The sequence below is a fragment of the Kosakonia sp. BYX6 genome, from assembly GCF_038449125.1.
GTDB lineage: Bacteria > Pseudomonadota > Gammaproteobacteria > Enterobacterales > Enterobacteriaceae > Kosakonia > Kosakonia calanthes.
The window spans coordinates 1,504,666-1,524,817 of the sequence record NZ_CP151800.1; the positions used below are offsets into that span (position 1 = coordinate 1,504,666).

Sequence of the window (20,152 nt, forward strand, 5' to 3'; positions counted from 1 at the left end):
ATAATCAATTTTCCAGAGTGCTTTTTTTGTTTTTAACGATATAACGAGGTCGTTTTTTAACTTCTGTATAAACCCGCCCCATATACTCGCCAAGGATTCCAATTCCAATAAGCTGAATGCCGCCTAAAAACAATACTGCTGTCATTAATGATGGATAGCCTGGAACAGGATTACCCCAAAACATTTTATCTATTACCATCCAAATGGCATAAAAAAATGACAATAAAGAAACACCCAGTCCGATATAGGTCCAAATACGTAACGGAAAGGTGGAGAAACTGGTTATTCCATCAAGAGCAAGATTCCAGAGTTTCCAGCCGTTGAATTTTGATTTTCCGGCAACCCGATCGGCGCGTATATATTCGACAACGTCAATATCACCGCCTACCCATGAAAGAATACCTTTCATAAAGAGGTTACGTTCAGACAGTAATTTGATGTTCTCTACGACCTCGCGCGACATCAGACGAAAATCGCCGACATTTTCCTCTATCTGCGGATTGCTGATTTTATTATGCAGCTTATAGAACCACTCGGCGGATTTACGCTTCAGTCTGCCATCCGTTGAACGATCGGATCGTTTAGCCAACACCATGTCAGCGCCCGCTTGCCATTTTTCTATCAGATGGGGGATCACTTCTATCGGATCCTGCAAATCAACATCAATAGGGATGACAGCATCACCCGTTGCATGTTCAAGACCGGCAAAAAGCGCCGATTCTTTACCAAAATTGCGGGTGAATGACAAAGGCATGACAAGCGGGTCCGGGAGCGCGAGCGTATTAATGATAGATTCGGTTTTGTCCTTGCTCCCATCATTAATGAAAACGATCTCAACGGCGTAATTCTTAAGGGCTTCAAATTCACGCACAGTTTTGTAGAAAATCGGTATGGCTTCCTCTTCATTGAAGACGGGTACGACCAGAGAAATCTTCATTTCACATCCCTGAATACGATGAATTTTGAGTAGGTAAAACCACACACCAGGCTGATAGTGGAGAAAATAACGAGCGTAGCAATCGGCGGCATCCCAGACCTGTCGGCAGCCCAGCCAACAAGTGCGCTCAGTACTCCCATAAAACCGACATACATGATGTAACGCCGGGTACTTGCCGATGTTTTGAATGTGTACCTGGCATTCGCAAAGAAGCTGAAACTCACAGCCGCGACAAACCCGGCAAAGTTCGCTAGCGCCTGGCTTGTGTCTAAGCCATAAACACACAGGGAAAAGATGACCCAATGCAAGGCCGTATTAAGCAGACCGATAGATGCGTACGTTGTGAATAGTCTTAACATCACTAAAATCAATGAGTCCGTGGATAGACGAGTCTATCAGACATCTCTTATGAGATCATTAAAGCTGTGTCCTGCACGTACTTCGTCAGCGCGTGCAGGAGGGGGGATTATGTTTCTTTATCTGTGGTGCGTTGGCGTACCTGCTTCTGCTCCTTCGATTTCGCTTTTGCCTCAGCCTTGCGGGCATTGATCATGTCGTTACGGATCTGCGCATGGCTGAGCAGGGCGAAGATAAAGGTGCCGCCGCAAATATTCCCGGCGAGGGTTGGCAGGGCGAACGGCCAGATAAACTCACTCCAGTGCAGCGTGCCGTTAAACACCAGATAAAAAATCTCTACCGCGCCCACCACAATATGCGTGGTATCCGCCAGCGCGATAAGCCAGGTCATCAGAATAATCACCACGATTTTTGCCGCGCCCGCCGCCGGGAACATCCACACCATGGTGGCGATGATCCAGCCGGAAATAATGGCGTTGGAAAACATTTCTAACGGTGTATTTTTCATTACATCCATGCCGATTTTGACAAACGCATCGCGCGTCGCTTCATCAAAAATCGGCATATACTCAAACGCCCAAGCCGCGACCGCTGTACCGACCAGGTTACCCAACAACACTACGCCCCATAACCGCCCGAGCAGGCCGATATTCACCCAGCTCGGTTTTTGCATCACCGGCAAGACGGCGGTCACGGTGTTTTCCGTAAACAGTTGCTGGCGCGCCATGATGACGATAATAAAGCCAAAGGTATAACCGAGGTTCTCCAGCAGAAAACCGCCGGGAATGCCATCAAGCTGGACGTGAAAAATGCCTTTTGCCAGCAACGACGCGCCCATTGATAAACCCGCGGCAATCGCAGACCAGAACAGCGCCATTGCGTCGCGTTCCAGCTCTTTTTCGCCATCCTGGCGAATATGCTCATGAATCGCCATTGCCCGCGAGGGCAGGCGCTCCTCGTCAAGCTCTATCTTTTCCCCACGCTTTTTCTCGTCGCTCTCCACTTTGATGTCATCGCTGTGCGGGTCGATTTTCTCATCTTCTAATTGATCCACGATGGCCTCACTTTTTAAGGTATGGATGAAATAAGCGTAGCGGTTTTCTGCCGAATTCCGTGACGGCATCGTCCGAAAGTGGTGGGAAAAGCAACAATGGCAATACGTTACCAGGAAAGTTTGTATAGAATTGTTAACGCGCCGCATCGGTTGTTAATGCGGCTATGCTGAACTAAGCACCCACGCTGCGACATAGACATCATAAGATGCGCTGTTACAATGCGTTGCATCTTGCTTACGCAAATTGGCATATCCGCGTTGCGTTATGATGGATGGCATTCAGCAATGGCCATTTTCTTCAGGGAGACACCTATGAAATTCCGCCTGTCGGCGCTTGCGCTGGCAACCACTGTGCTGGTCGGCTGCGCCAGTTCTAATGAGTCGCAGGGACGTTCGGACCCGTTAGAAGGGTTCAACCGCACCATGTACAACTTCAACTTCAATGTGCTGGATCCTTATATTGTCAGACCGGTCGCCGTTGCATGGCGCGATTATGTGCCGCAACCGGCGCGAAATGGTCTGAGCAATTTCACCAGCAACCTTGAAGAACCGGCGATCATGGCGAACTTCTTCCTGCAGGGCGATCCCTACCAGGGCATGGTTCACTTCACGCGCTTCTTCCTGAACACCTTGCTGGGGATGGGCGGTCTGATGGATGTCGCGGGCATGTCGAACCCGAAACTGCAACGCGTTGAACCGCATCGCTTTGGTAGCACGTTGGGGCATTACGGCATGGGTTACGGCCCGTATATGCAGTTGCCGTTCTACGGCAGTTTCACGCTGCGTGAAGATGGTGGTGATATGGCGGATACGCTCTATCCGGTGCTTTCGTGGCTGACCTGGCCGCTGTCCGTTGGGAAATGGACGGTGGAGGGGATTGAATCGCGCGCACAATTGCTCGATTCCGATGGCCTGCTGCGCCAATCTTCCGACCCATATATTCTGGTGCGCGAAGCTTACTTCCAGCGCCACGACTTTATCGCCAACGGCGGCAAGTTGAAGCCAGAAGAGAACCCGAACGCGCAGGCGATTCAGGGCGATTTGAAAGATATCGACTCCGAGTAAATTGCGGAGCCAACAAAAAAGGTGAGCCTGAAGCTCACCTTTTTTTATCCCTACGGCTTTCTTAGAACGCGTAGTTAAAGTTCGCGCCATACAGGAACGCACGACCTTCAGATTTGAAGGTGTACGGGCCTTCGGTGAACTTCACTTTCTGACCATGCATATAAGAGAAGCCGACATCGACGGACGCGTCTTTGTTAAACGCGTAAGTCGCACCGGTGCTTAGCCACAGACGATCCTGGTCCGGAATGGAGATGGAGCGTTTGTCGGCAGGAACCGGGCTATCATCAAAGGCGACACCGGCGCGGAACGTCCAGTTATCATCCATGTAATAGGTGGTACCGAGCGCGATGCGATAAGCATCTTTGAAGCCTTCATCTTTATAGAACAGCTGCTGACCCTGGTTGCCGGTGGCTTTCAACTGCTGGAACTGGCTCCAGCTGGTGTAAGTCAGGCTGTAGTGGATCGCCCATTGCGGATCAACACGGTTATAACCTGAGACTTCCCACATTTCCGGCAGGTTAAGCGTCAACGAGCCATCGGTAGTCGCGCCGTTCGTGCCATACGGTAAACCCAGCCCCAACGCGGCATTAATCGGGTTAAGCGTCGCAGGTAAGCTACTCTTATAATCGCCATCGAAGTCGATTTTCACTTCGGAACGGTAGGTCAGGCCCCAACGGTTATTTTTGTCCAGTTCGTACAGGATACCGGCGTTCCAGCCGAAGCCCCACTCATCACCTTTGAGGTGTGCGATTTGGGTATCACGACCGATGCCACCGGCTTGCGCGCCAATTGCCGCCGCTTGTTGCGCGGTCAATTGACCAGACTGTACCAGTGACGGCAGGTTGGCGCCGATGATTTGCGGCAGATCGCCCGCGTAACGCTCAATCTTCGCCCGCGCATACACCGCATCGAAACCGAGGCCGAAGCTCCAGCTGTTATTCAGGCGATACGCGCCGCTGAGGTTAAGGTTCAGTGTTTCAAGGTCAGTTTTGCCGCCCATTGAGCCAGCCGCGTAATTATTGTTGAACTCGGTCGCCAGGCCATAGTTAGAGGTAACGGACGCGCCCCAACCAAACTGGTCATTGATCGGCGCAACAAAGTGCAGGTTTGGCACCCACGCCGTCGGCGCGATGTTGTCCTGGCTGGCGTTGTTGCCAATCGCAGAACTTCCGGTCACGTCAACATCGGGGTCAACGAATACCGCACCGCCGGAAAAGGTCGGGCGATCAAACATCGTGATCAGTGCCGGGTTACGGCTAACGTTGCCCGCATCATCCGCAATCGCACCTTCACCGGAATAAGCACGGCCAAGGCCCGAGGCTGAAAATTCGTTAAGTTGAAAGCCTGCAGACCAGGCCTGGGTGGAGACGATTGCCACTGCGACTGCCAGAGCAGACTTGGTAAAACGGGTTTTCAGGCTCATGACCATAACCTCATTCGAAATCGATTTATTTTTATACAAACATTGTTACGCGTTGTAACAGGAGCGCGAAGTGTAGGGTCTGAGCTACCACAGAGAAATCAGACCAGTGGCGGAAGTATAGGTCTGACCAGCTTGAATGTTGCAAGTTTGTAGCTGAAGTTTTTCAATTGTGATCTTCGAAACGAGATCTGGTTGGCAAAAATGGCGAAATTCCGAATTACGCGATCGGCTGATTTTTGTTTTAGATCATTTTTGAGTGTGATTTCGCTCACTTATCGGCGTCAGGGAAATTAACGACTGGAGACCCACTTCGGCGGGGCGTAAAATAGGCACAACTTTTGTCTGGCACCCAGGGTGCGAATTTAGAGGAAATCTTCTATGAGTAAATGCAGTGCTGATGAAACCCCGGTTTGCTGCTGTATGGATGTCGGTACCATTATGGATAATTCCGACTGCACCGCGTCTTACAGCCGTGTGTTCACTAACCGCGCCGACGCTGAAGAAACGCTGGCGGCGTTGAGCGCAAAAGCGCGCAGCGTGGAATCCGAACCTTGCCAAATCACCCCTAAGTTCACTGAAGTGGCTGACGGCGTACAACTCGATATCGACTTTGTTTTCGCTTGCGAAGCGGAAACCCTGATTTTCCAGCTCGGTCTGCGTTAATCATTCCTTCAACGCTCCCCATCCGCGGGAGCGTTTTATTTATGTTTCTCTGTGCCTTAGCTCGCATTTTTTTCTCGCTCTGATTGGCTAAATGTAAAAGATTGGTTAAGACTGTTATCAGGTCAGACCACTTTATGCATTACGCTGTTAACAGGGGAGTGTTATGAGTCAGGCATTACCGCTTGTCACCCGCCAGGGCGACCGCATTGCCATTGTCAGTGGATTACGAACCCCATTTGCCCGTCAGGCGACCGTTTTTCACGGCGTACCGGCGATCGATCTGGGCAAAATGGTGGTGGGAGAGATGCTGGCGCGCAGCGAAATTCCGCCCGAGGTGATTGAACAACTGGTGTTTGGCCAGGTGGTACAAATGCCGGAAGCGCCAAACATTGCCCGCGAAATCGTGCTCGGCACGGGCATGAATGTGCATACCGATGCTTACAGTGTCAGCCGTGCCTGCGCCACCAGTTTCCAGGCAGTGGCGAATGTCACCGAAAGCCTGCTGGCGGGCACTATCCGCGCCGGGATTGCTGGCGGCGCCGACTCTTCTTCCGTGTTACCCATTGGCGTCAGTAAAACCCTGGCGCGCACGCTGGTGGACGCCAACAAAGCGCGTACCGTCGGGCAAAAACTGAAACTCTTCTCACGCCTGCGTCTTCGCGATCTGCTGCCTGTGCCGCCTGCCGTCGCGGAATATTCGACCGGCCTGCGCATGGGGGATACCGCCGAACAGATGGCGAAAACTTACAATATCAGCCGTGAACAGCAGGATGCGCTGGCGCATCGTTCGCACCAGTTAGCTGCTCAAGCCTGGGCGGAGGGCAAACTGGCCGACGAAGTGATGACCGCTTACGCGCCGCCGTTCCGCGATCCGGTAGAGCAAGACAATAATGTGCGTCGCAACTCCAGCCTGGCGGATTACGCCAAACTGCGCCCGGCATTTGACCGAAAACATGGCACCGTGACGGCGGCAAACAGTACGCCGCTCACCGACGGCGCGGCAGCGGTCATTTTAATGACCGAATCCCGCGCCAGAGAGCTTGGCCTGGTACCGCTTGGCTATCTGCGCAGTTACGCGTTTACCGCAATTGATGTGCGCCAGGACATGCTGCTTGGCCCGGCCTGGGCAACGCCGTTGGCGCTGGAAAGAGCCGGGCTGACGATGGCGGATCTTACGCTGCTCGACATGCATGAAGCGTTTGCCGCGCAGACCCTCAGCAACTTGAAATTGATGGCAAGCGACCGCTTTGCCCGAGAAGTGTTGGGCCGCTCGCAGGCGACAGGCGAAGTGGATGACAGCAAATTTAACGTGCTCGGCGGCTCTATCGCCTATGGACACCCCTTCGCCGCAACTGGCGCGCGCATGATCACCCAAACGCTGAATGAGTTACGCCGTCGCGGCGGCGGCTTTGGTTTGGTTACCGCCTGTGCGGCAGGCGGTTTGGGTGCAGCAATGGTTCTGGAGGCCGAATAATGACAATGCCCGCATTTACGCTCAGCGTGCGTCCCGACAATGTAGCGGTCGTGAGCATTGATGTGCCGAATGAAAAAATGAACACCTTGAAAGCGGAGTTTGGCACTGAAGTTCGCGCGATCTTAAAACAGATCCGCGAAAACAAAACCTTGCGCGGCGTGGTGTTTATTTCGGCGAAGCCGGACAATTTTATCGCCGGGGCGGACATCAATATGATTGCCCGCTGCCAGACAGCCAAAGAAGCGGAAGAGCTGGCCCGCCAGGGGCAGAAAATGATGGCGGAAATCCATGCGCTGCCGATCCCGGTCGTGGCGGCGATCCACGGCCCTTGCCTCGGCGGTGGGCTGGAACTGGCGCTGGCGTGCCATCGCCGCATCTGTACCGATGATCCCAAAACGATACTTGGCCTGCCGGAAGTGCAGCTTGGGTTGCTGCCGGGGTCGGGCGGAACGCAGCGCCTGCCGCGCCTGATTGGCGTTAGCACGGCGCTAGAGATGATCCTTACCGGCAAACAGTTGCGCCCACGGCAGGCTTTAAAAGCAGGCCTGGTCGACGATGTTGTGCCGCAGCCCATTCTGCTCGAAACGGCGGTGAAACTGGCGCAGCAAGAGCGCCCGAGCCGCCATTTGCCAATGCGCGAGCGTGTGCTCGCCGGGCCGCTGGGCCGCACGCTGCTGTTTCGCATGGTGGCGAAGAAAACCGAGCAAAAAACGCAGGGTAATTATCCCGCCGCGCCGCGCATTTTGTCGGTCATTGAAACCGGCCTGACGCAGGGGCGCAGCAGCGGTTACGAGGCGGAAGCGCGCGCCTTCGGGCAACTGGCGATGACGCCGCAATCGGCGGCATTGCGCCATATTTTCTTTGCCAGCACGGAGATCAAAAAAGATCCCGGCAGCGCGGTTGCGCCTGGCCCGTTAAATACTGTCGGCGTTTTAGGCGGCGGTCTGATGGGCGGCGGTATCGCGTTTGTTACTGCCAGCAAAGGCGGATTGCCGGTTCGCATTAAAGATATTAATGCGAAAGGCATCAACCACGCGCTGAAATACAGCTGGCAAGAACTGGATAAAAAGGTGCGCCGGCGGTTTATAAAACCCGCCGAGCGCGATGCCCAGATGGCGAAGATTACCGGTTCGCTGGATTATCGGGGTTTTGCCCATCGCGACCTGGTGATTGAAGCGGTATTCGAAGACCTCACACTGAAGCAGAAAATGGTCAGCGAAGTCGAAGCGAATTGCGCGCCGCACACCGTTTTTGCCTCCAATACATCTTCGCTACCGATCGCTGATATCGCCGCTAGCGCCGCACGCCCGGAAAAAGTTATCGGATTACATTTTTTCAGCCCGGTAGAGAAAATGCCGCTGGTGGAAGTGATCCCGCATGCCGGCACCGATGAGCAAACCATCGCCACCACCGTCAAACTGGCGAAGAAGCAGGGCAAAACGCCCATTGTGGTGGTCGACAAAGCCGGGTTTTACGTCAACCGCATCCTTGTGCCTTACATCAGTGAAGCGATGCGCCTGCTCAATGAAGGTGAACGCATTGAAATCATCGACCAGGCTTTGGTGAAGTTCGGTTTCCCGGTTGGCCCGATTCAGCTTCTGGATGAAGTCGGCATCGACACCGGTACCAAAATCATTCCGGTGCTGGAAACCGCCTATGGTGAGCGTTTTAGCCCACCTGCAAGTATTCTCACCGCAATCTTGAATGACGATCGCAAAGGCAGAAAAAATGGGCGCGGTTTCTATCTTTACCCCACGAAAGGGCGTAAAAGCAAAAAACAGCCTGACCCGTCGATCTACCGTTTAATCGGTGTTTCTGACAGCGGCCAGTTGTCGGCGCAACAGATAGCGGAACGTTGCGTGTTGATGATGCTCAATGAGGCGGCGCGCTGTTTTGATGAGCAGGTGATCCGCAGCGCGCGTGATGGTGATATCGGCGCGGTGTTCGGTATTGGTTTCCCCCCTTTTTTAGGGGGGCCGTTTCATTATATGGATTCGTTAGGCGCCGCGGCGATTGTCACGTCGCTACAGCAACTGGAAGCGCGATACGGTGCGCGTTTTGCCCCGTGCGAGGCGTTATTACGCATGGTGGAACTGGGGGCGACTTTCGGGTCGGCGCAAGAAACTGAACGTGTCAGTTAAGGTCTAAAAAAGTAATTCTGTTATTCCTCATGGCCTTCACGGTTATTTCGTAAACAGTGATTGACTATACTTACGCCATTGAGGTAAAAAACAGCGTTTCATTCAACGAATGGATCAGGCAAAATGCCCGACCATCATTATTTCCCGTCGTTGTGAAATGATTTCGCAGTGGAAGTTTTGATGATTCTGGTTAACAAAAGCGGTGCAATATGCAAGTTTTTATCATGCGTCACGGCGACGCTGCCCTCGATGCAGCCAGTGACTCGGTTCGTCCCTTAACCCCTTGTGGCTGCGACGAATCCCGTCAAATGGCAACATGGTTGAAAGGCCAAAAAGTGGATATTGAACGTGTTCTGGTCAGCCCTTTTTTACGCGCTGAACAGACGCTGGATAAGGTAGGGGAGTGCATGAACCTGCCTGACAACGTGGATGTCCTGCCGGAATTGACGCCCTGTGGCGATATCGGCCTTGTTAGCGCATATCTGCAGGCGCTGGCGAATGAAGGGGTTTCCACCGTGTTGGTGATTTCTCACCTCCCGCTGGTCGGTTACCTGGTGTCCGAGCTGTGCCCGGGTGAAACACCGCCGATGTTTACCACCTCCGCCATCGCCAGTGTCACGCTGAACGAAGACGGCAAAGGTGTCTTTAACTGGCAAATGAGTCCCTGCAACCTGAAGATGCCAAAAGCTATCTGATTCCCCGGACCATGAAAATTAAGAGCCGCATAAAGCGGCTCTTGTCGTTTCTGGCGTCAGGGTAATTCCGGCGGCTGCCACTCTTCCACTTCAATCAGCACCAGCACTGCGGCATCACCACCATATTCTTTCGGCGCCTGGTGAAACGCCATCACATGCGGATGTTGCGCCAGCCACAACGGTGTTTGCTGTTTAAGAATGTGTTTTCCGTGGCCGTGCATCACGCAGGCGCAAAACACATGCTCGCGGCGACAGGCGGCAATTAATGCGCCCAGTTCCTGCTTGGCCTGCAACTGCGTCAAACCGTGCAGATCGAGAAACAACTCCGGCGCATAATCGCCCCGGCGGATTTTCTTCAACTCAAAATGGCTAACATCTTCCCGCACATACTTTACCGGGCCGTCGGTGTTCAACAGCGGCTGGAATTCATCGGAAAAGTAGTGGCTGTTGTCCGCTTGTTCCTGTAACAGGCGTTTTACCGGCACCTCGGACACTTTTTTTCGTGCTGGGCGATGAACCACGGTGTCCTGCTTGATTTGGCGCGTGCCGGTCATCAGTTGCCGGAACAGCGCCTGTTCCTCCTCGCTAAGCGATGGTTTCTTTTTCATCTACGCATCCCATTTTAACTTTGCGCCAGTGTACCCGACTCCCGGGGCAGCGGGGCAGCAAAATGCATTTTTACGCCCGGCAGGCGTGTGTGGATGCTGATTTATCGCCGTCTTCATGGCAAACTAGCCGCCGAATTTATTGCGAGCATGGCCTGGGGGATACTATGGATAAAATTTTCGTCGATGAAGCAGTGAACGAGCTGCACACCATTCAGGACATGTTGCGCTGGTCGGTCAGCCGATTTAGCGCCGCCAACATCTGGTACGGTCACGGCACCGATAACCCCTGGGACGAAGCAGTGCAACTGGTGCTGCCAACCCTCTACCTGCCGCTGGATATCCCCGAAGATATGCGCACCGCGCGTCTGACCTCCAGCGAACGTCATCGCATCGTTGAGCGTGTCATCCGCCGCGTCAACGAGCGCATCCCGGTGGCGTATCTCACCAACAAAGCCTGGTTCTGCGGTTATGAATTTTATGTCGATGAGCGCGTGCTGGTACCGCGTTCGCCAATTGGCGAGCTTATCAACAACCATTTCGCCGGGCTGATTGATCACCAACCGCAGCACATTCTTGATATGTGTACCGGCAGCGGCTGCATCGCCATCGCCTGTGCTTACGCCTTCCCGGAAGCGGAAGTGGACGCGGTCGATATCTCCGCCGATGCGCTAGCTGTGACCGAGCATAATATTGAAGAGCACGGTCTTATCCATCACGTGACGCCGATCCGCTCCGATCTGTTCCGTGACTTGCCGAAAGTGCAGTACGACCTGATTGTGACTAATCCGCCGTATGTTGATGAAGAAGATATGGACGATCTGCCGTCGGAATACCGTCATGAGCCGGAACTGGGGCTGGCGTCCGGTAGCGATGGTCTGAAACTGACGCGCCGCATTCTGGCCTGTGCGCCAGACTACCTCTCTGACAACGGCATCCTGATTTGTGAAGTCGGCAACAGCATGGTACATCTGATTGACCAATACCCGGATGTGCCGTTCACCTGGCTGGAGTTCGACAACGGCGGGGACGGCGTCTTTATGCTGACCAAAGCGCAACTGATTGCGGCACAAGAGTATTTCAGCATTTACAAAGACTAATCGACGCTCAACAACACAACAATGACAACGGAGCCGTGATGGCAGGAAACACTATTGGACAACTCTTTCGCGTAACCACCTTCGGCGAATCTCACGGTCTGGCGCTCGGCTGCATTGTCGATGGCGTGCCGCCCGGCATTCCGCTGAGCGAAGCGGACCTGCAACATGATTTGGACCGCCGCCGCCCAGGTACCTCGCGCTATACCACCCAGCGCCGCGAACCGGATCAGGTGAAAATTCTCTCCGGCGTGTTTGAAGGCGTGACCACCGGAACCAGCATCGGCCTGTTGATTGAAAACACCGACCAGCGCTCGCAGGACTACGGTGCGATTAAAGACTTGTTCCGTCCGGGGCATGCGGATTATACCTACGAACAAAAATATGGCGTGCGCGATTATCGCGGCGGCGGACGCTCTTCCGCCCGTGAAACTGCGATGCGTGTGGCGGCAGGGGCGATTGCCAAAAAATACCTGGCGCAGAAGTTTGGCATCGTGATTCGCGGTTGCCTGAGCCAGATGGGCGATATTCCGTTGGAGATTAAAGACTGGGATCAGGTTGAACAGAACCCATTCTTCTGCCCGGATCCGGACAAAATCGACGCGCTGGACGAACTGATGCGCGGCCTCAAAAAAGAGGGCGACTCCATCGGCGCGAAAGTGACGGTACTGGCGGACAACGTTCCGGCAGGCCTCGGCGAACCGGTGTTCGACCGTCTTGATGCCGATATCGCCCACGCGCTGATGAGCATTAACGCCGTGAAGGGCGTGGAAATTGGCGACGGTTTTGAGGTGGTGAAACTGCGCGGCAGCGAAAACCGCGACGAAATCACCAAACAGGGTTTCCAGAGTAACCATGCGGGCGGCATTCTCGGCGGGATCAGCAGCGGGCAGCAGATCATTGCCAATATCGCGCTGAAACCGACTTCGAGCATCACCGTACCGGGGCGCACGATCAACCGCTTTGGCGACGAAGTGGAGATGATCACCAAAGGCCGCCACGATCCCTGCGTCGGCATTCGCGCCGTACCGATCGCTGAAGCAATGCTGGCGATTGTGCTAATGGATCATTTTCTGCGTCAGCGCGCGCAAAACGCTGATGTCACCATCGATATTCCACGCTGGTAAACCATGAAGAAAACGGCACTCGCGCTGTTTGCGCTGCTGCTGAGCGCCGCCGCAACGGCGGCGACACCGTGGCAAAAATTGACTCATCCCGTTCCCGGCAGCGCGCAATCTATTGGCGCGTTTGCCAACGGTTGCATTGTAGGCGCCCATGAATTGCCGCTGCAATCGGATACCTACCAGGTTATGCGCACCGATCAGCGGCGTTATTTCGGCCACCCGGATTTGGTGCTGTTCATCCAGCGTCTGAGTACGCAGGTGCATAATCTCGGTCTTGGCACCGTGCTGATTGGCGATATGGGAATGCCCGCGGGCGGGCGTTTTAATGGCGGCCACGCCAGCCATCAATCCGGCCTTGATGTTGATATCTTCCTGCAATTACCGAAAACCCGCTGGAGCAGCGCGCAGCTGCTAAAACCGCAGGCGCTGGATCTGGTGTCGCGCGACGGCAAACAGGTAGTGCCCGCGCTGTGGAAGCCGGAAATCAGCAGCATGATCAAGCTGGCCGCGCAGGATAATGATGTGACGCGCATTTTCGTGAACCCGGCGATCAAACAACAGCTCTGCCTGGATGCCGGGACCGATCGCGATTGGCTGCGCAAAGTGCGACCGTGGTTCCAGCATCGCGCGCATATGCACGTGCGTCTGCGTTGCCCGGCTGACAGCCTCGAATGCCAGGATCAACCGTTGCCGCCGCCTGGCGATGGTTGCGGCGCGGAATTGCAAAGTTGGTTCGAACCGGCGAAACCCGGCAGCACAACCCCTGAGAAAAAGACGCCGCCGCCGTTGCCGCCGTCCTGTCAGGCTTTATTGGATGAACACGCACTCTAATGGAAACCTTTCAACAATTGTTTATGGTGTCACCGCTGCTGCTGGTGGCGCTTTTTTTTGTCTCCCTGCTGGCCGGTTTTATCGATGCGCTGGCGGGCGGTGGTGGTCTGCTGACCGTGCCCGCGCTGCTGGCGGCGGGCATGTCTCCGGCGCAGGCGCTGGCGACCAATAAACTGCAAGCCTGCGGCGGTTCACTCTCCGCATCGCTCTACTTTATTCGCCGCAAAGTGGTGAATATCGCCGATCAGAAACTCAATATTCTGATGACGTTTATTGGTTCCACGACCGGCGCGCTGCTGGTGCAATATGTGCAGTCGGATGTACTGCGCCAGATTTTGCCCATCCTGGTTATCTGTATCGGCCTTTATTTCCTGCTGATGCCGAGACTGGGTGAAGAGGATCGCCAGCGCCGTTTGTATGGTTTCCCTTTTGCGCTGGTGGCAGGTGGTTGCGTCGGTTTTTACGACGGCTTCTTTGGCCCTGGTGCTGGGTCGTTTTACGCGCTGGCGTTTGTCACCCTTTGCGGTTACAACCTGGCGAAATCCACCGCGCACGCCAAAGTGTTGAACGCCACCTCCAATGTGGGCGGGCTGCTGCTATTTATTATTGGTGGCAAAGTAATCTGGGGCACCGGTTTCGTGATGCTCGCCGGGCAGTTTCTCGGCGCGCGTATGGGATCGCGGCTGGTGCTCAGTAAAGGGCAAAAGCTCATTCGTCCGATGATTGTGATTGTCTCGGCAGTGATGAGCGCGAAACTTCTTTATGACAGTCACGGCCAGGAGATCCTCCAGTTTCTGGGGGTGAACGTATGACGCACCACTACCAACAATTGATTGATATTTTTGACGGCTGTTTTGCCGACGATTTTAATACCCGTCTGATTAAAGGCGACGACGAACCGATCTATCTTCCTGCTGACGCAGACGCGCCGTATAACCGCATCGTCTTTGCGCACGGTTTTTATGCCAGTGCGTTACATGAGATTTCACACTGGTGTATCGCCGGTGCCGAGCGGCGCAAGCTGGTGGACTTTGGCTACTGGTACTGCCCGGACGGGCGCGATGCCGCGACACAAGGGCAGTTCGAAGATGTTGAAGTGAAGCCGCAGGCGTTTGACTGGCTGTTTTGCGTGGCGGCGGGTTTTCCGTTTAACGTCAGTTGCGACAACCTGGAAGGGGATGTTGAGCCGGACCGCATTGTGTTCCAGCGCCGCGTTCACGCCCAGGTGATGGCGTATCTGGAGCAGGGGATCCCGGCGCGTCCGGCGCGTTTTATCAAAGCATTACAAGATTATTACCAGACGCCGCCTTTAGCGGCAGCACAGTTCCCGTGGCCGGAAGATCTGTAAGGCCATATTTTCAAAAGAGGAAGAAAGATGATCGCGGAGTTTGAATCACGCATTCTGGCGTTAATTGACAACATGGTGGACCACGCCAGTGATGATGAACTGTTTGCTGGCGGTTATCTGCGCGGGCACCTGACACTGGCGGTGGCAGAGTTGGAAAGCGGCGATGATCATGCGCCGGAAACGCTGTACGGAAAAGTCACCACCAGCGTGCAAACCGCCATTCAGGCCGGTGAGCTGTCGCCACGCGATCAGGCGCTGGTGCTCGGCATGTGGGAAAACCTGTATCAGCAGGCGCAAGCGCATTAAGGCTGTTTATGGCGGAGTTGCCGGATGGCGCTGACGCTTATCCGGCCTACATCCAGGCTTATGGTTTTGTAGGCCGGATAAGGCGAAAGCCGCCATCCGGCAACGTCAACAACGCTAACTCCGACAACCTTCACTTCACCGCTTTGCCCTTCAATAATTTTCTGACCCACAAACGGTTCGGGTTCATCGCCGCCAGCGTTTCACCGTCCAGGGGTATCGGCTCGTCGCTCATTTGCGACGCGAGGATTTCCGCCGCCAGCGGCGCGCTGCACAGCCCGCGTGAACCGAGCGCACCCAGCATAAATAAGTTTTCATACACCGGCGCGCTCACCGCCGTTTCCGGGTTATCGGCCAACTGCGCATACGCCGTTAATGTGCTGTCGTAATCCGCGACATTGCCGACCATCGGCAGATGATCGCGCGTGGCGCAGCGTACACCGCAGCGAGCGTCTCCTGCGCTGACATCCACCTCTTTCGCCCATTCCGCTTGCGGGAAACAGTCGATCAAGCGCTGGCGGTTTTGCTGCTGATCCTCGCCACTGTAAGTCGCTGCTTGCTGCCCGCGATGATAACTGGCACCGATGCAGTGCTGCTGATTGTTGGGGTTTTGCGGCGTTAAATACCCGTCGTAGCACAGCACCTGGCGCAGTTCGCCGAGCTGCGTAGATGTAGGGATATGGCTGACCTGGCCTGCCACCGGGTAAACCGGTAATTTTTCCGTTTGCGAAAACTGATGAATGCGATGGCCGTTCGCCAGCACCACGGCGGCATGCCGACGTTGCTCTCCGTGGGCGAAGTGCAACTGCCACTGCTCATCGTGGCGCGTCAGTTGCTGCACGTCATGCTGATAATGCACCTGCAAACCTTGCGCGCAGGCCAGCGCGATTGCCGCCGACGTCAATTGCGACGGGCACAGCCAGCCGCCCAGCGGGTAGGTTATCCCGCCGCAGCCTGTTTCAACGCCCGCATTTGCATTAACTTCCTGCGCATTGATTTCGTGAGCCAGCGCGGCAGGCAGTTCCAGCGTCAACATTTGCTCGATTTTGTGCTGGCTTTTCTCATCCCAACCGAGCTGCGTGACGCCGCACCATTGATGATCAAACGCCACCGGCAGCGCATCGTACAAACGGCGGGCAAAGGTAAAGGCGGCGGAAAAAAAGCGAGCCAGCGCCGGATCGTGCGCGCTCAGTAAGGGGTAAAGCGCGCCCTGGCGGTTGCCGGACGCACCTGTCGCCGGGGCTTCATCGGCGCAGTAAAGCGTCACCTGCCAGCCACGGCGCAACAGCGCCAGCGATAACAGCGCGCTGGCCACACCGCCGCCAATCAGCGCCACTTCTCGCTGCGTCGTGCCGCTGCGGGCAAACCACGGCGCGCGTGGAGCAGGGGAGAGTGCGTTTTCCATCACACCGGTGAGCATTTCGCGCTTGCGACCAAAGCCTTTGCTTTTCTGCACAGTGAAACCGGCTTCCTGCAAGCCTCGGCGCACAAACCCGGCGGAGGTAAATGTGGCCAGCGTGCCGCCAGGTCTGGCGAGCCGCGCCATCGACTGGAAGAGATTTGGTGTCCACATATCCGGGTTTTTGGACGGCGCAAAGCCATCGAGGAACCAGGCATCGACGCGCTGGTTTAATGAATCATCCAGCTTATCGGTGAGCTGATTAATATCGCCGAACCATAAATCGAGGGTGATGCGACCTTCGTCGAGCAACAAGCGATGGCAACCGGCGAAAGCCAGCGGCCACTGCGCCTGAAGTTGTTCGGCCCAGGGGGCCAGTTCCGGCCAGTGTGCGTGCGCTTTTCGCAGATCGTCCTGGGTAAGAGGAAATTTTTCAAAACTGATGAAATGTAATCTTTCCAGGATAGCGTCGGGATGTGCTGCGCGGAATGCGCTGAATGCTTGCCATAGCGTAATAAAGTTCAGGCCAGTGCCGAAGCCACTTTCCGCCACAATGAAAATGTTTCTGGAATGTTCCGGAAATCGCTCTTTGAGATGGTTGCCGCCGAGAAAAACGTAACGTGTTTCTTCGAGCCCGTTATCATTAGAGAAATAGACGTCGTCGAAATCTCGGGAAACAGGTGTACCCTCAGCGTTGAATTCAAGGTTGGCGGTTTGTATGGCGGTGTGTTTCACGTAAGTTACTCGTCCATCAGGCAGTGTCTCGATCTTAACGAGGGTCAAAGAAAGGCGCAAATTTACCTGTGAAATGTCTGATCGGACTTGTTCGGCGTACAAGTGTACGCTATCTTGCGACACGAAACTTAATTAGTGCGACTTAGGGGTATTGAATGAAACGTGCAGTGATTACTGGCCTGGGCATCGTTTCCAGCATTGGTAGCAACCAGCAGGAAGTCCTGGCATCTCTGCGTGAAGGACGCTCAGGGATCACATTCTCTCAGGAATTCAAAGATTCCGGCATGCGCAGCCACGTATGGGGTAACGTTAAACTGGACACCACAGGTTTGATCGACCGTAAAGTGGTCCGTTTCATGAACGATGCCTCTATCTATTCCTATCTTTCCATGCAGCAGGCGATTGAAGATGCTGGTCTGAAAGAGGAAGTTTATCAGAACAATCCGCGCGTGGGCCTGATTGCAGGTTCTGGCGGTTCGTCTAAATCTCAGGTTTTCGGCGCTGACGCAATGCGCAGCCCGCGTGGTCTGAAAGCGGTGGGCCCTTATGTGGTGACCAAAGCGATGGCGTCTGCGGTATCCGCTTGCCTCGCAACACCATTCAAAATCCACGGCGTTAACTACTCAATCAGTTCCGCGTGTGCAACTTCCGCACACTGCATCGGTAACGCGGTAGAACAAATTCAACTGGGCAAACAGGACATCGTTTTTGCTGGCGGCGGCGAGGAGCTGTGCTGGGAAATGGCCTGTGAGTTCGATGCCATGGGCGCGCTGTCCACCAAATACAACGAAACCCCAGAAAAAGCCTCCCGTACTTATGATACAAACCGCGATGGTTTTGTTATCGCAGGCGGCGGCGGTATGGTCGTTGTTGAAGAACTTGAACACGCCCTGGCGCGCGGTGCGCACATCTATGCTGAAATCGTGGGCTATGGCGCAACTTCCGATGGTGCCGATATGGTTGCGCCGTCAGGTGAAGGTGCGGTGCGCTGCATGAAGATGGCGATGGCCGATCTGGATGCGCCGATTGACTACCTGAACTCCCACGGGACTTCCACACCGGTTGGCGACGTGAAAGAGCTGGGCGCAATCCGTGAAGTGTTTGGCGACAACACGCCGGCTATTTCCGCGACCAAAGCCATGACCGGTCACTCCCTGGGCGCAGCGGGCGTGCAGGAAGCCATCTACTCTCTGCTGATGCTGGAACACGGCTTTATCGCGCCGAGCATCAACATTGAAGAGCTGGACGAGCAAGCGGCGGGCATGAATATTGTGACTAAACCGACCGAGCAAGCGCTGACCACGGTAATGTCCAATAGCTTCGGTTTCGGTGGCACCAATGCCACTTTAGTCATGCGCAAGCTGAAATAATTAGACACGTCATCTTTCACGCTGCCTCTTTGTTGGCTGCGTCTGCAAACCCCGGTCACTGACTTGAGTAAGCTCCTGGGGACTCACAGACTTGCCGCCGCGATGCATCACATCATGAATGATTTTGTGTCTGGATTTTTATGAAGGGAGCCAATGGCTCCCTTTTTAGCGCATTGACAACTTGCGGCTGCGACAGGCAAACTCCCATCCCAACATTGTCGTTACGATAATGCGTAAGCGTTTAACGTTAACCAACGCACCCTTAATCCTGAGACTCAGGTGGAGGGGGCGTGGTTATTTCCGATCTCGCCTTACTCTGCTTTTGGAGTAACGCATGTCTTTAGAAACACAATCTCTACATTCCTCATCAGCGACTTTCTCGCTGTTTCGCACGTCTTTCGCGGTGTTTCTCACCTACATTACCGTTGGTTTGCCGCTGCCTGTAATCCCGTTGTTTGTGCATCAAGAGCTGGGCTATGGCAACACGATGGTCGGTATTGCCGTGGGTATTCAATTTCTCGCCACCGTGTTAACGCGCGGCTACGCCGGTCGGCTGGCGGACCAGTTCGGCGCGAAACGTTCGGCATTGCAGGGCCTTTTTGCCTGCTCTCTCGCGGGCGTCGCCTGGCTGCTGGCGGCCGTATTGCCGGTTGAACCGCTGGCGAAATTCGGTTTGCTGATCGTCGGGCGCTTGATCCTCGGTTTTGGCGAAAGCCAGCTTCTCACCGGTACGCTCATTTGGGGCATGGGGCTGGTGGGGCCTGCGCGATCCGGGAAAGTGATGTCATGGAACGGTATGGCGATTTACGGCGCCCTGGCTGTCGGTGCGCCGCTGGGTTTGTTGATCCTTAACCACTTTGGTTTTGCTGCGCTGGCGGTCGTCTCGATCGCGCTGCCGCTGGTCGCCTGGGCGGTGAATGGCAGCGTACGCAAAGTCCCGGCACATCCCGGCGAACGGCCGTCGTTATGGAGCGTGGTGGGGCTTATCTGGAAGCCGGGTTTAGGCCTGGCGTTGCAGGGTGTGGGTTTTGCGGTGATCGGCACCTTTGTTTCGCTCTATTTCGCCAGCCACGGCTGGGCGATGGCGGGCTTTGCGCTGTCTGCGTTTGGCGGAGCGTTTGTGCTGATGCGCATCCTGTTCGGTTGGATGCCGGACCGCTTTGGCGGCGTGCGGGTGGCGATTACCTCTTTGGTGATTGAAACGCTGGGCCTGGTGCTGCTGTGGCAGGCGCACGATGCATGGATGGCGCTGCTCGGCGCGGCATTAACCGGCAGCGGTTGTTCGCTGGTCTTCCCGGCGCTTGGCGTCGAAGTGGTGAAACGGGTGCCGCCGCAAGTGCGCGGCACGGCGCTGGGCGGTTATGCGGCGTTTCAGGATATCTCTTATGCGGTGAGCGGCCCGTTGACCGGCGTACTGGCGACCTCATTTGGTTATCCGTCGGTGTTTCTTGCGGGAGCCGTTGCGGCAGTCACCGGCATTTTGGTGACGCTTATCGCCTTCCGCACGCGTAATTAACCCTGCGTCAGAAAT

Annotated in this window: 19 protein-coding genes; 13 read left to right on the forward strand and 6 right to left on the reverse strand. The window is 55.0% G+C overall.

The window, feature by feature from the left end; genetic code table 11:
• Positions 1-4: 4 nt before the first annotated feature.
• From AAEY27_RS07065 to AAEY27_RS07075, 3 genes are all read right to left on the reverse strand, one after another.
• Positions 5-937 carry a glycosyltransferase family 2 protein gene (locus tag AAEY27_RS07065; protein ID WP_342324200.1) on the reverse strand — a complete coding sequence of 311 codons (933 nt, stop codon included), beginning with the start codon at positions 935-937 and terminating at the stop codon, positions 5-7.
• On the reverse strand, positions 934-1,296 hold the full coding sequence (locus AAEY27_RS07070; RefSeq protein WP_342324202.1) for a GtrA family protein: 363 nt from the start codon (positions 1,294-1,296) through the stop codon (positions 934-936). The genes AAEY27_RS07065 and AAEY27_RS07070 overlap by 4 nt, the downstream gene beginning before the upstream one ends.
• Before the next feature lie 107 nt (positions 1,297-1,403).
• The gene (locus AAEY27_RS07075; protein WP_342324204.1) at positions 1,404-2,348 is read right to left on the reverse strand and encodes a formate/nitrite transporter family protein; all 945 of its coding nucleotides are present in this window, start codon (positions 2,346-2,348) and stop codon (positions 1,404-1,406) included.
• A 312-nt stretch (positions 2,349-2,660) separates the two neighbouring features.
• On the opposite strand from AAEY27_RS07075, the gene mlaA reads away from it, so the two are divergent.
• Positions 2,661-3,413 (forward strand): phospholipid-binding lipoprotein MlaA, encoded by a 753-nt coding sequence (gene mlaA, locus AAEY27_RS07080; protein WP_342324206.1) that lies wholly within the window; start codon positions 2,661-2,663, stop codon positions 3,411-3,413.
• Between the two features lie 61 nt (positions 3,414-3,474).
• Here the strand turns inward: mlaA and fadL are convergent, their stop codons facing one another.
• On the reverse strand, positions 3,475-4,836 hold the full coding sequence (gene fadL, locus AAEY27_RS07085) for a long-chain fatty acid transporter FadL (protein ID WP_342324207.1): 1,362 nt from the start codon (positions 4,834-4,836) through the stop codon (positions 3,475-3,477).
• A 378-nt stretch (positions 4,837-5,214) separates the two neighbouring features.
• Between fadL and AAEY27_RS07090 the strand changes: the two genes are divergently transcribed.
• The 4 genes from AAEY27_RS07090 to sixA all read left to right on the forward strand — a co-directional run bounded on the left by AAEY27_RS07090 (position 5,215) and on the right by sixA (position 9,809).
• Positions 5,215-5,499, forward strand: coding sequence for a YfcZ/YiiS family protein (locus AAEY27_RS07090; protein WP_342324209.1), 285 nt, complete (start codon positions 5,215-5,217; stop codon positions 5,497-5,499).
• Positions 5,500-5,662: 163 nt separating this feature from the next.
• Positions 5,663-6,973 carry an acetyl-CoA C-acyltransferase FadI gene (fadI, locus tag AAEY27_RS07095; protein ID WP_342324211.1) on the forward strand — a complete coding sequence of 437 codons (1,311 nt, stop codon included), beginning with the start codon at positions 5,663-5,665 and terminating at the stop codon, positions 6,971-6,973.
• The gene (gene fadJ, locus AAEY27_RS07100; RefSeq protein ID WP_342324213.1) at positions 6,973-9,114 is read left to right on the forward strand and encodes a fatty acid oxidation complex subunit alpha FadJ; all 2,142 of its coding nucleotides are present in this window, start codon (positions 6,973-6,975) and stop codon (positions 9,112-9,114) included. Before fadI ends, fadJ begins: the two co-directional genes overlap by 1 nt.
• A gap of 209 nt (positions 9,115-9,323) precedes the next feature.
• Positions 9,324-9,809: a phosphohistidine phosphatase SixA gene (gene sixA / locus AAEY27_RS07105; protein WP_342324215.1), complete on the forward strand. Its 486-nt coding sequence runs from the start codon at positions 9,324-9,326 to the stop codon at positions 9,807-9,809.
• A gap of 56 nt (positions 9,810-9,865) precedes the next feature.
• Here sixA and smrB read toward each other — a convergent pair whose 3' ends face one another.
• Positions 9,866-10,417, reverse strand: a complete 552-nt coding sequence (gene smrB / locus AAEY27_RS07110; RefSeq protein ID WP_342324217.1) for an endonuclease SmrB — start codon at positions 10,415-10,417, stop codon at positions 9,866-9,868.
• 164 nt (positions 10,418-10,581) lie between these two features.
• Here smrB and prmB point away from each other — a divergent pair, with 164 nt between their 5' ends.
• Genes prmB through AAEY27_RS07140 form a run of 6 tightly spaced genes read left to right on the forward strand, consistent with a single transcriptional unit; the run spans position 10,582 to position 15,120 of the window.
• Positions 10,582-11,514: a 50S ribosomal protein L3 N(5)-glutamine methyltransferase gene (gene prmB, locus AAEY27_RS07115; RefSeq protein ID WP_342324218.1), complete on the forward strand. Its 933-nt coding sequence runs from the start codon at positions 10,582-10,584 to the stop codon at positions 11,512-11,514.
• Between the two features lie 38 nt (positions 11,515-11,552).
• Positions 11,553-12,638 (forward strand): chorismate synthase, encoded by a 1,086-nt coding sequence (gene aroC, locus AAEY27_RS07120; protein WP_342324219.1) that lies wholly within the window; start codon positions 11,553-11,555, stop codon positions 12,636-12,638.
• Positions 12,639-12,641: 3 nt separating this feature from the next.
• Positions 12,642-13,466 carry a penicillin-insensitive murein endopeptidase gene (gene mepA, locus AAEY27_RS07125; protein ID WP_342324221.1) on the forward strand — a complete coding sequence of 275 codons (825 nt, stop codon included), beginning with the start codon at positions 12,642-12,644 and terminating at the stop codon, positions 13,464-13,466.
• Positions 13,466-14,278, forward strand: coding sequence for a sulfite exporter TauE/SafE family protein (locus AAEY27_RS07130; protein ID WP_342324223.1), 813 nt, complete (start codon positions 13,466-13,468; stop codon positions 14,276-14,278). The genes mepA and AAEY27_RS07130 overlap by 1 nt, the downstream gene beginning before the upstream one ends.
• Positions 14,275-14,814 carry an elongation factor P hydroxylase gene (locus AAEY27_RS07135; RefSeq protein WP_342324224.1) on the forward strand — a complete coding sequence of 180 codons (540 nt, stop codon included), beginning with the start codon at positions 14,275-14,277 and terminating at the stop codon, positions 14,812-14,814. The genes AAEY27_RS07130 and AAEY27_RS07135 overlap by 4 nt, the downstream gene beginning before the upstream one ends.
• Positions 14,815-14,841: 27 nt before the next feature.
• Positions 14,842-15,120: a YfcL family protein gene (locus AAEY27_RS07140; RefSeq protein WP_342324226.1), complete on the forward strand. Its 279-nt coding sequence runs from the start codon at positions 14,842-14,844 to the stop codon at positions 15,118-15,120.
• A 130-nt stretch (positions 15,121-15,250) separates the two neighbouring features.
• Here AAEY27_RS07140 and mnmC read toward each other — a convergent pair whose 3' ends face one another.
• Positions 15,251-17,251, reverse strand: a complete 2,001-nt coding sequence (gene mnmC, locus AAEY27_RS07145; protein WP_342324228.1) for a bifunctional tRNA (5-methylaminomethyl-2-thiouridine)(34)-methyltransferase MnmD/FAD-dependent 5-carboxymethylaminomethyl-2-thiouridine(34) oxidoreductase MnmC — start codon at positions 17,249-17,251, stop codon at positions 15,251-15,253.
• A gap of 155 nt (positions 17,252-17,406) precedes the next feature.
• On the opposite strand from mnmC, the gene fabB reads away from it, so the two are divergent.
• Together fabB and AAEY27_RS07155 are read left to right on the forward strand one after the other, a co-directional pair.
• The gene (fabB, locus tag AAEY27_RS07150; RefSeq protein ID WP_342324229.1) at positions 17,407-18,621 is read left to right on the forward strand and encodes a beta-ketoacyl-ACP synthase I; all 1,215 of its coding nucleotides are present in this window, start codon (positions 17,407-17,409) and stop codon (positions 18,619-18,621) included.
• A gap of 334 nt (positions 18,622-18,955) precedes the next feature.
• Positions 18,956-20,137 (forward strand): MFS transporter, encoded by a 1,182-nt coding sequence (locus AAEY27_RS07155; protein ID WP_342324231.1) that lies wholly within the window; start codon positions 18,956-18,958, stop codon positions 20,135-20,137.
• Positions 20,138-20,152: the final 15 nt, after the last annotated feature.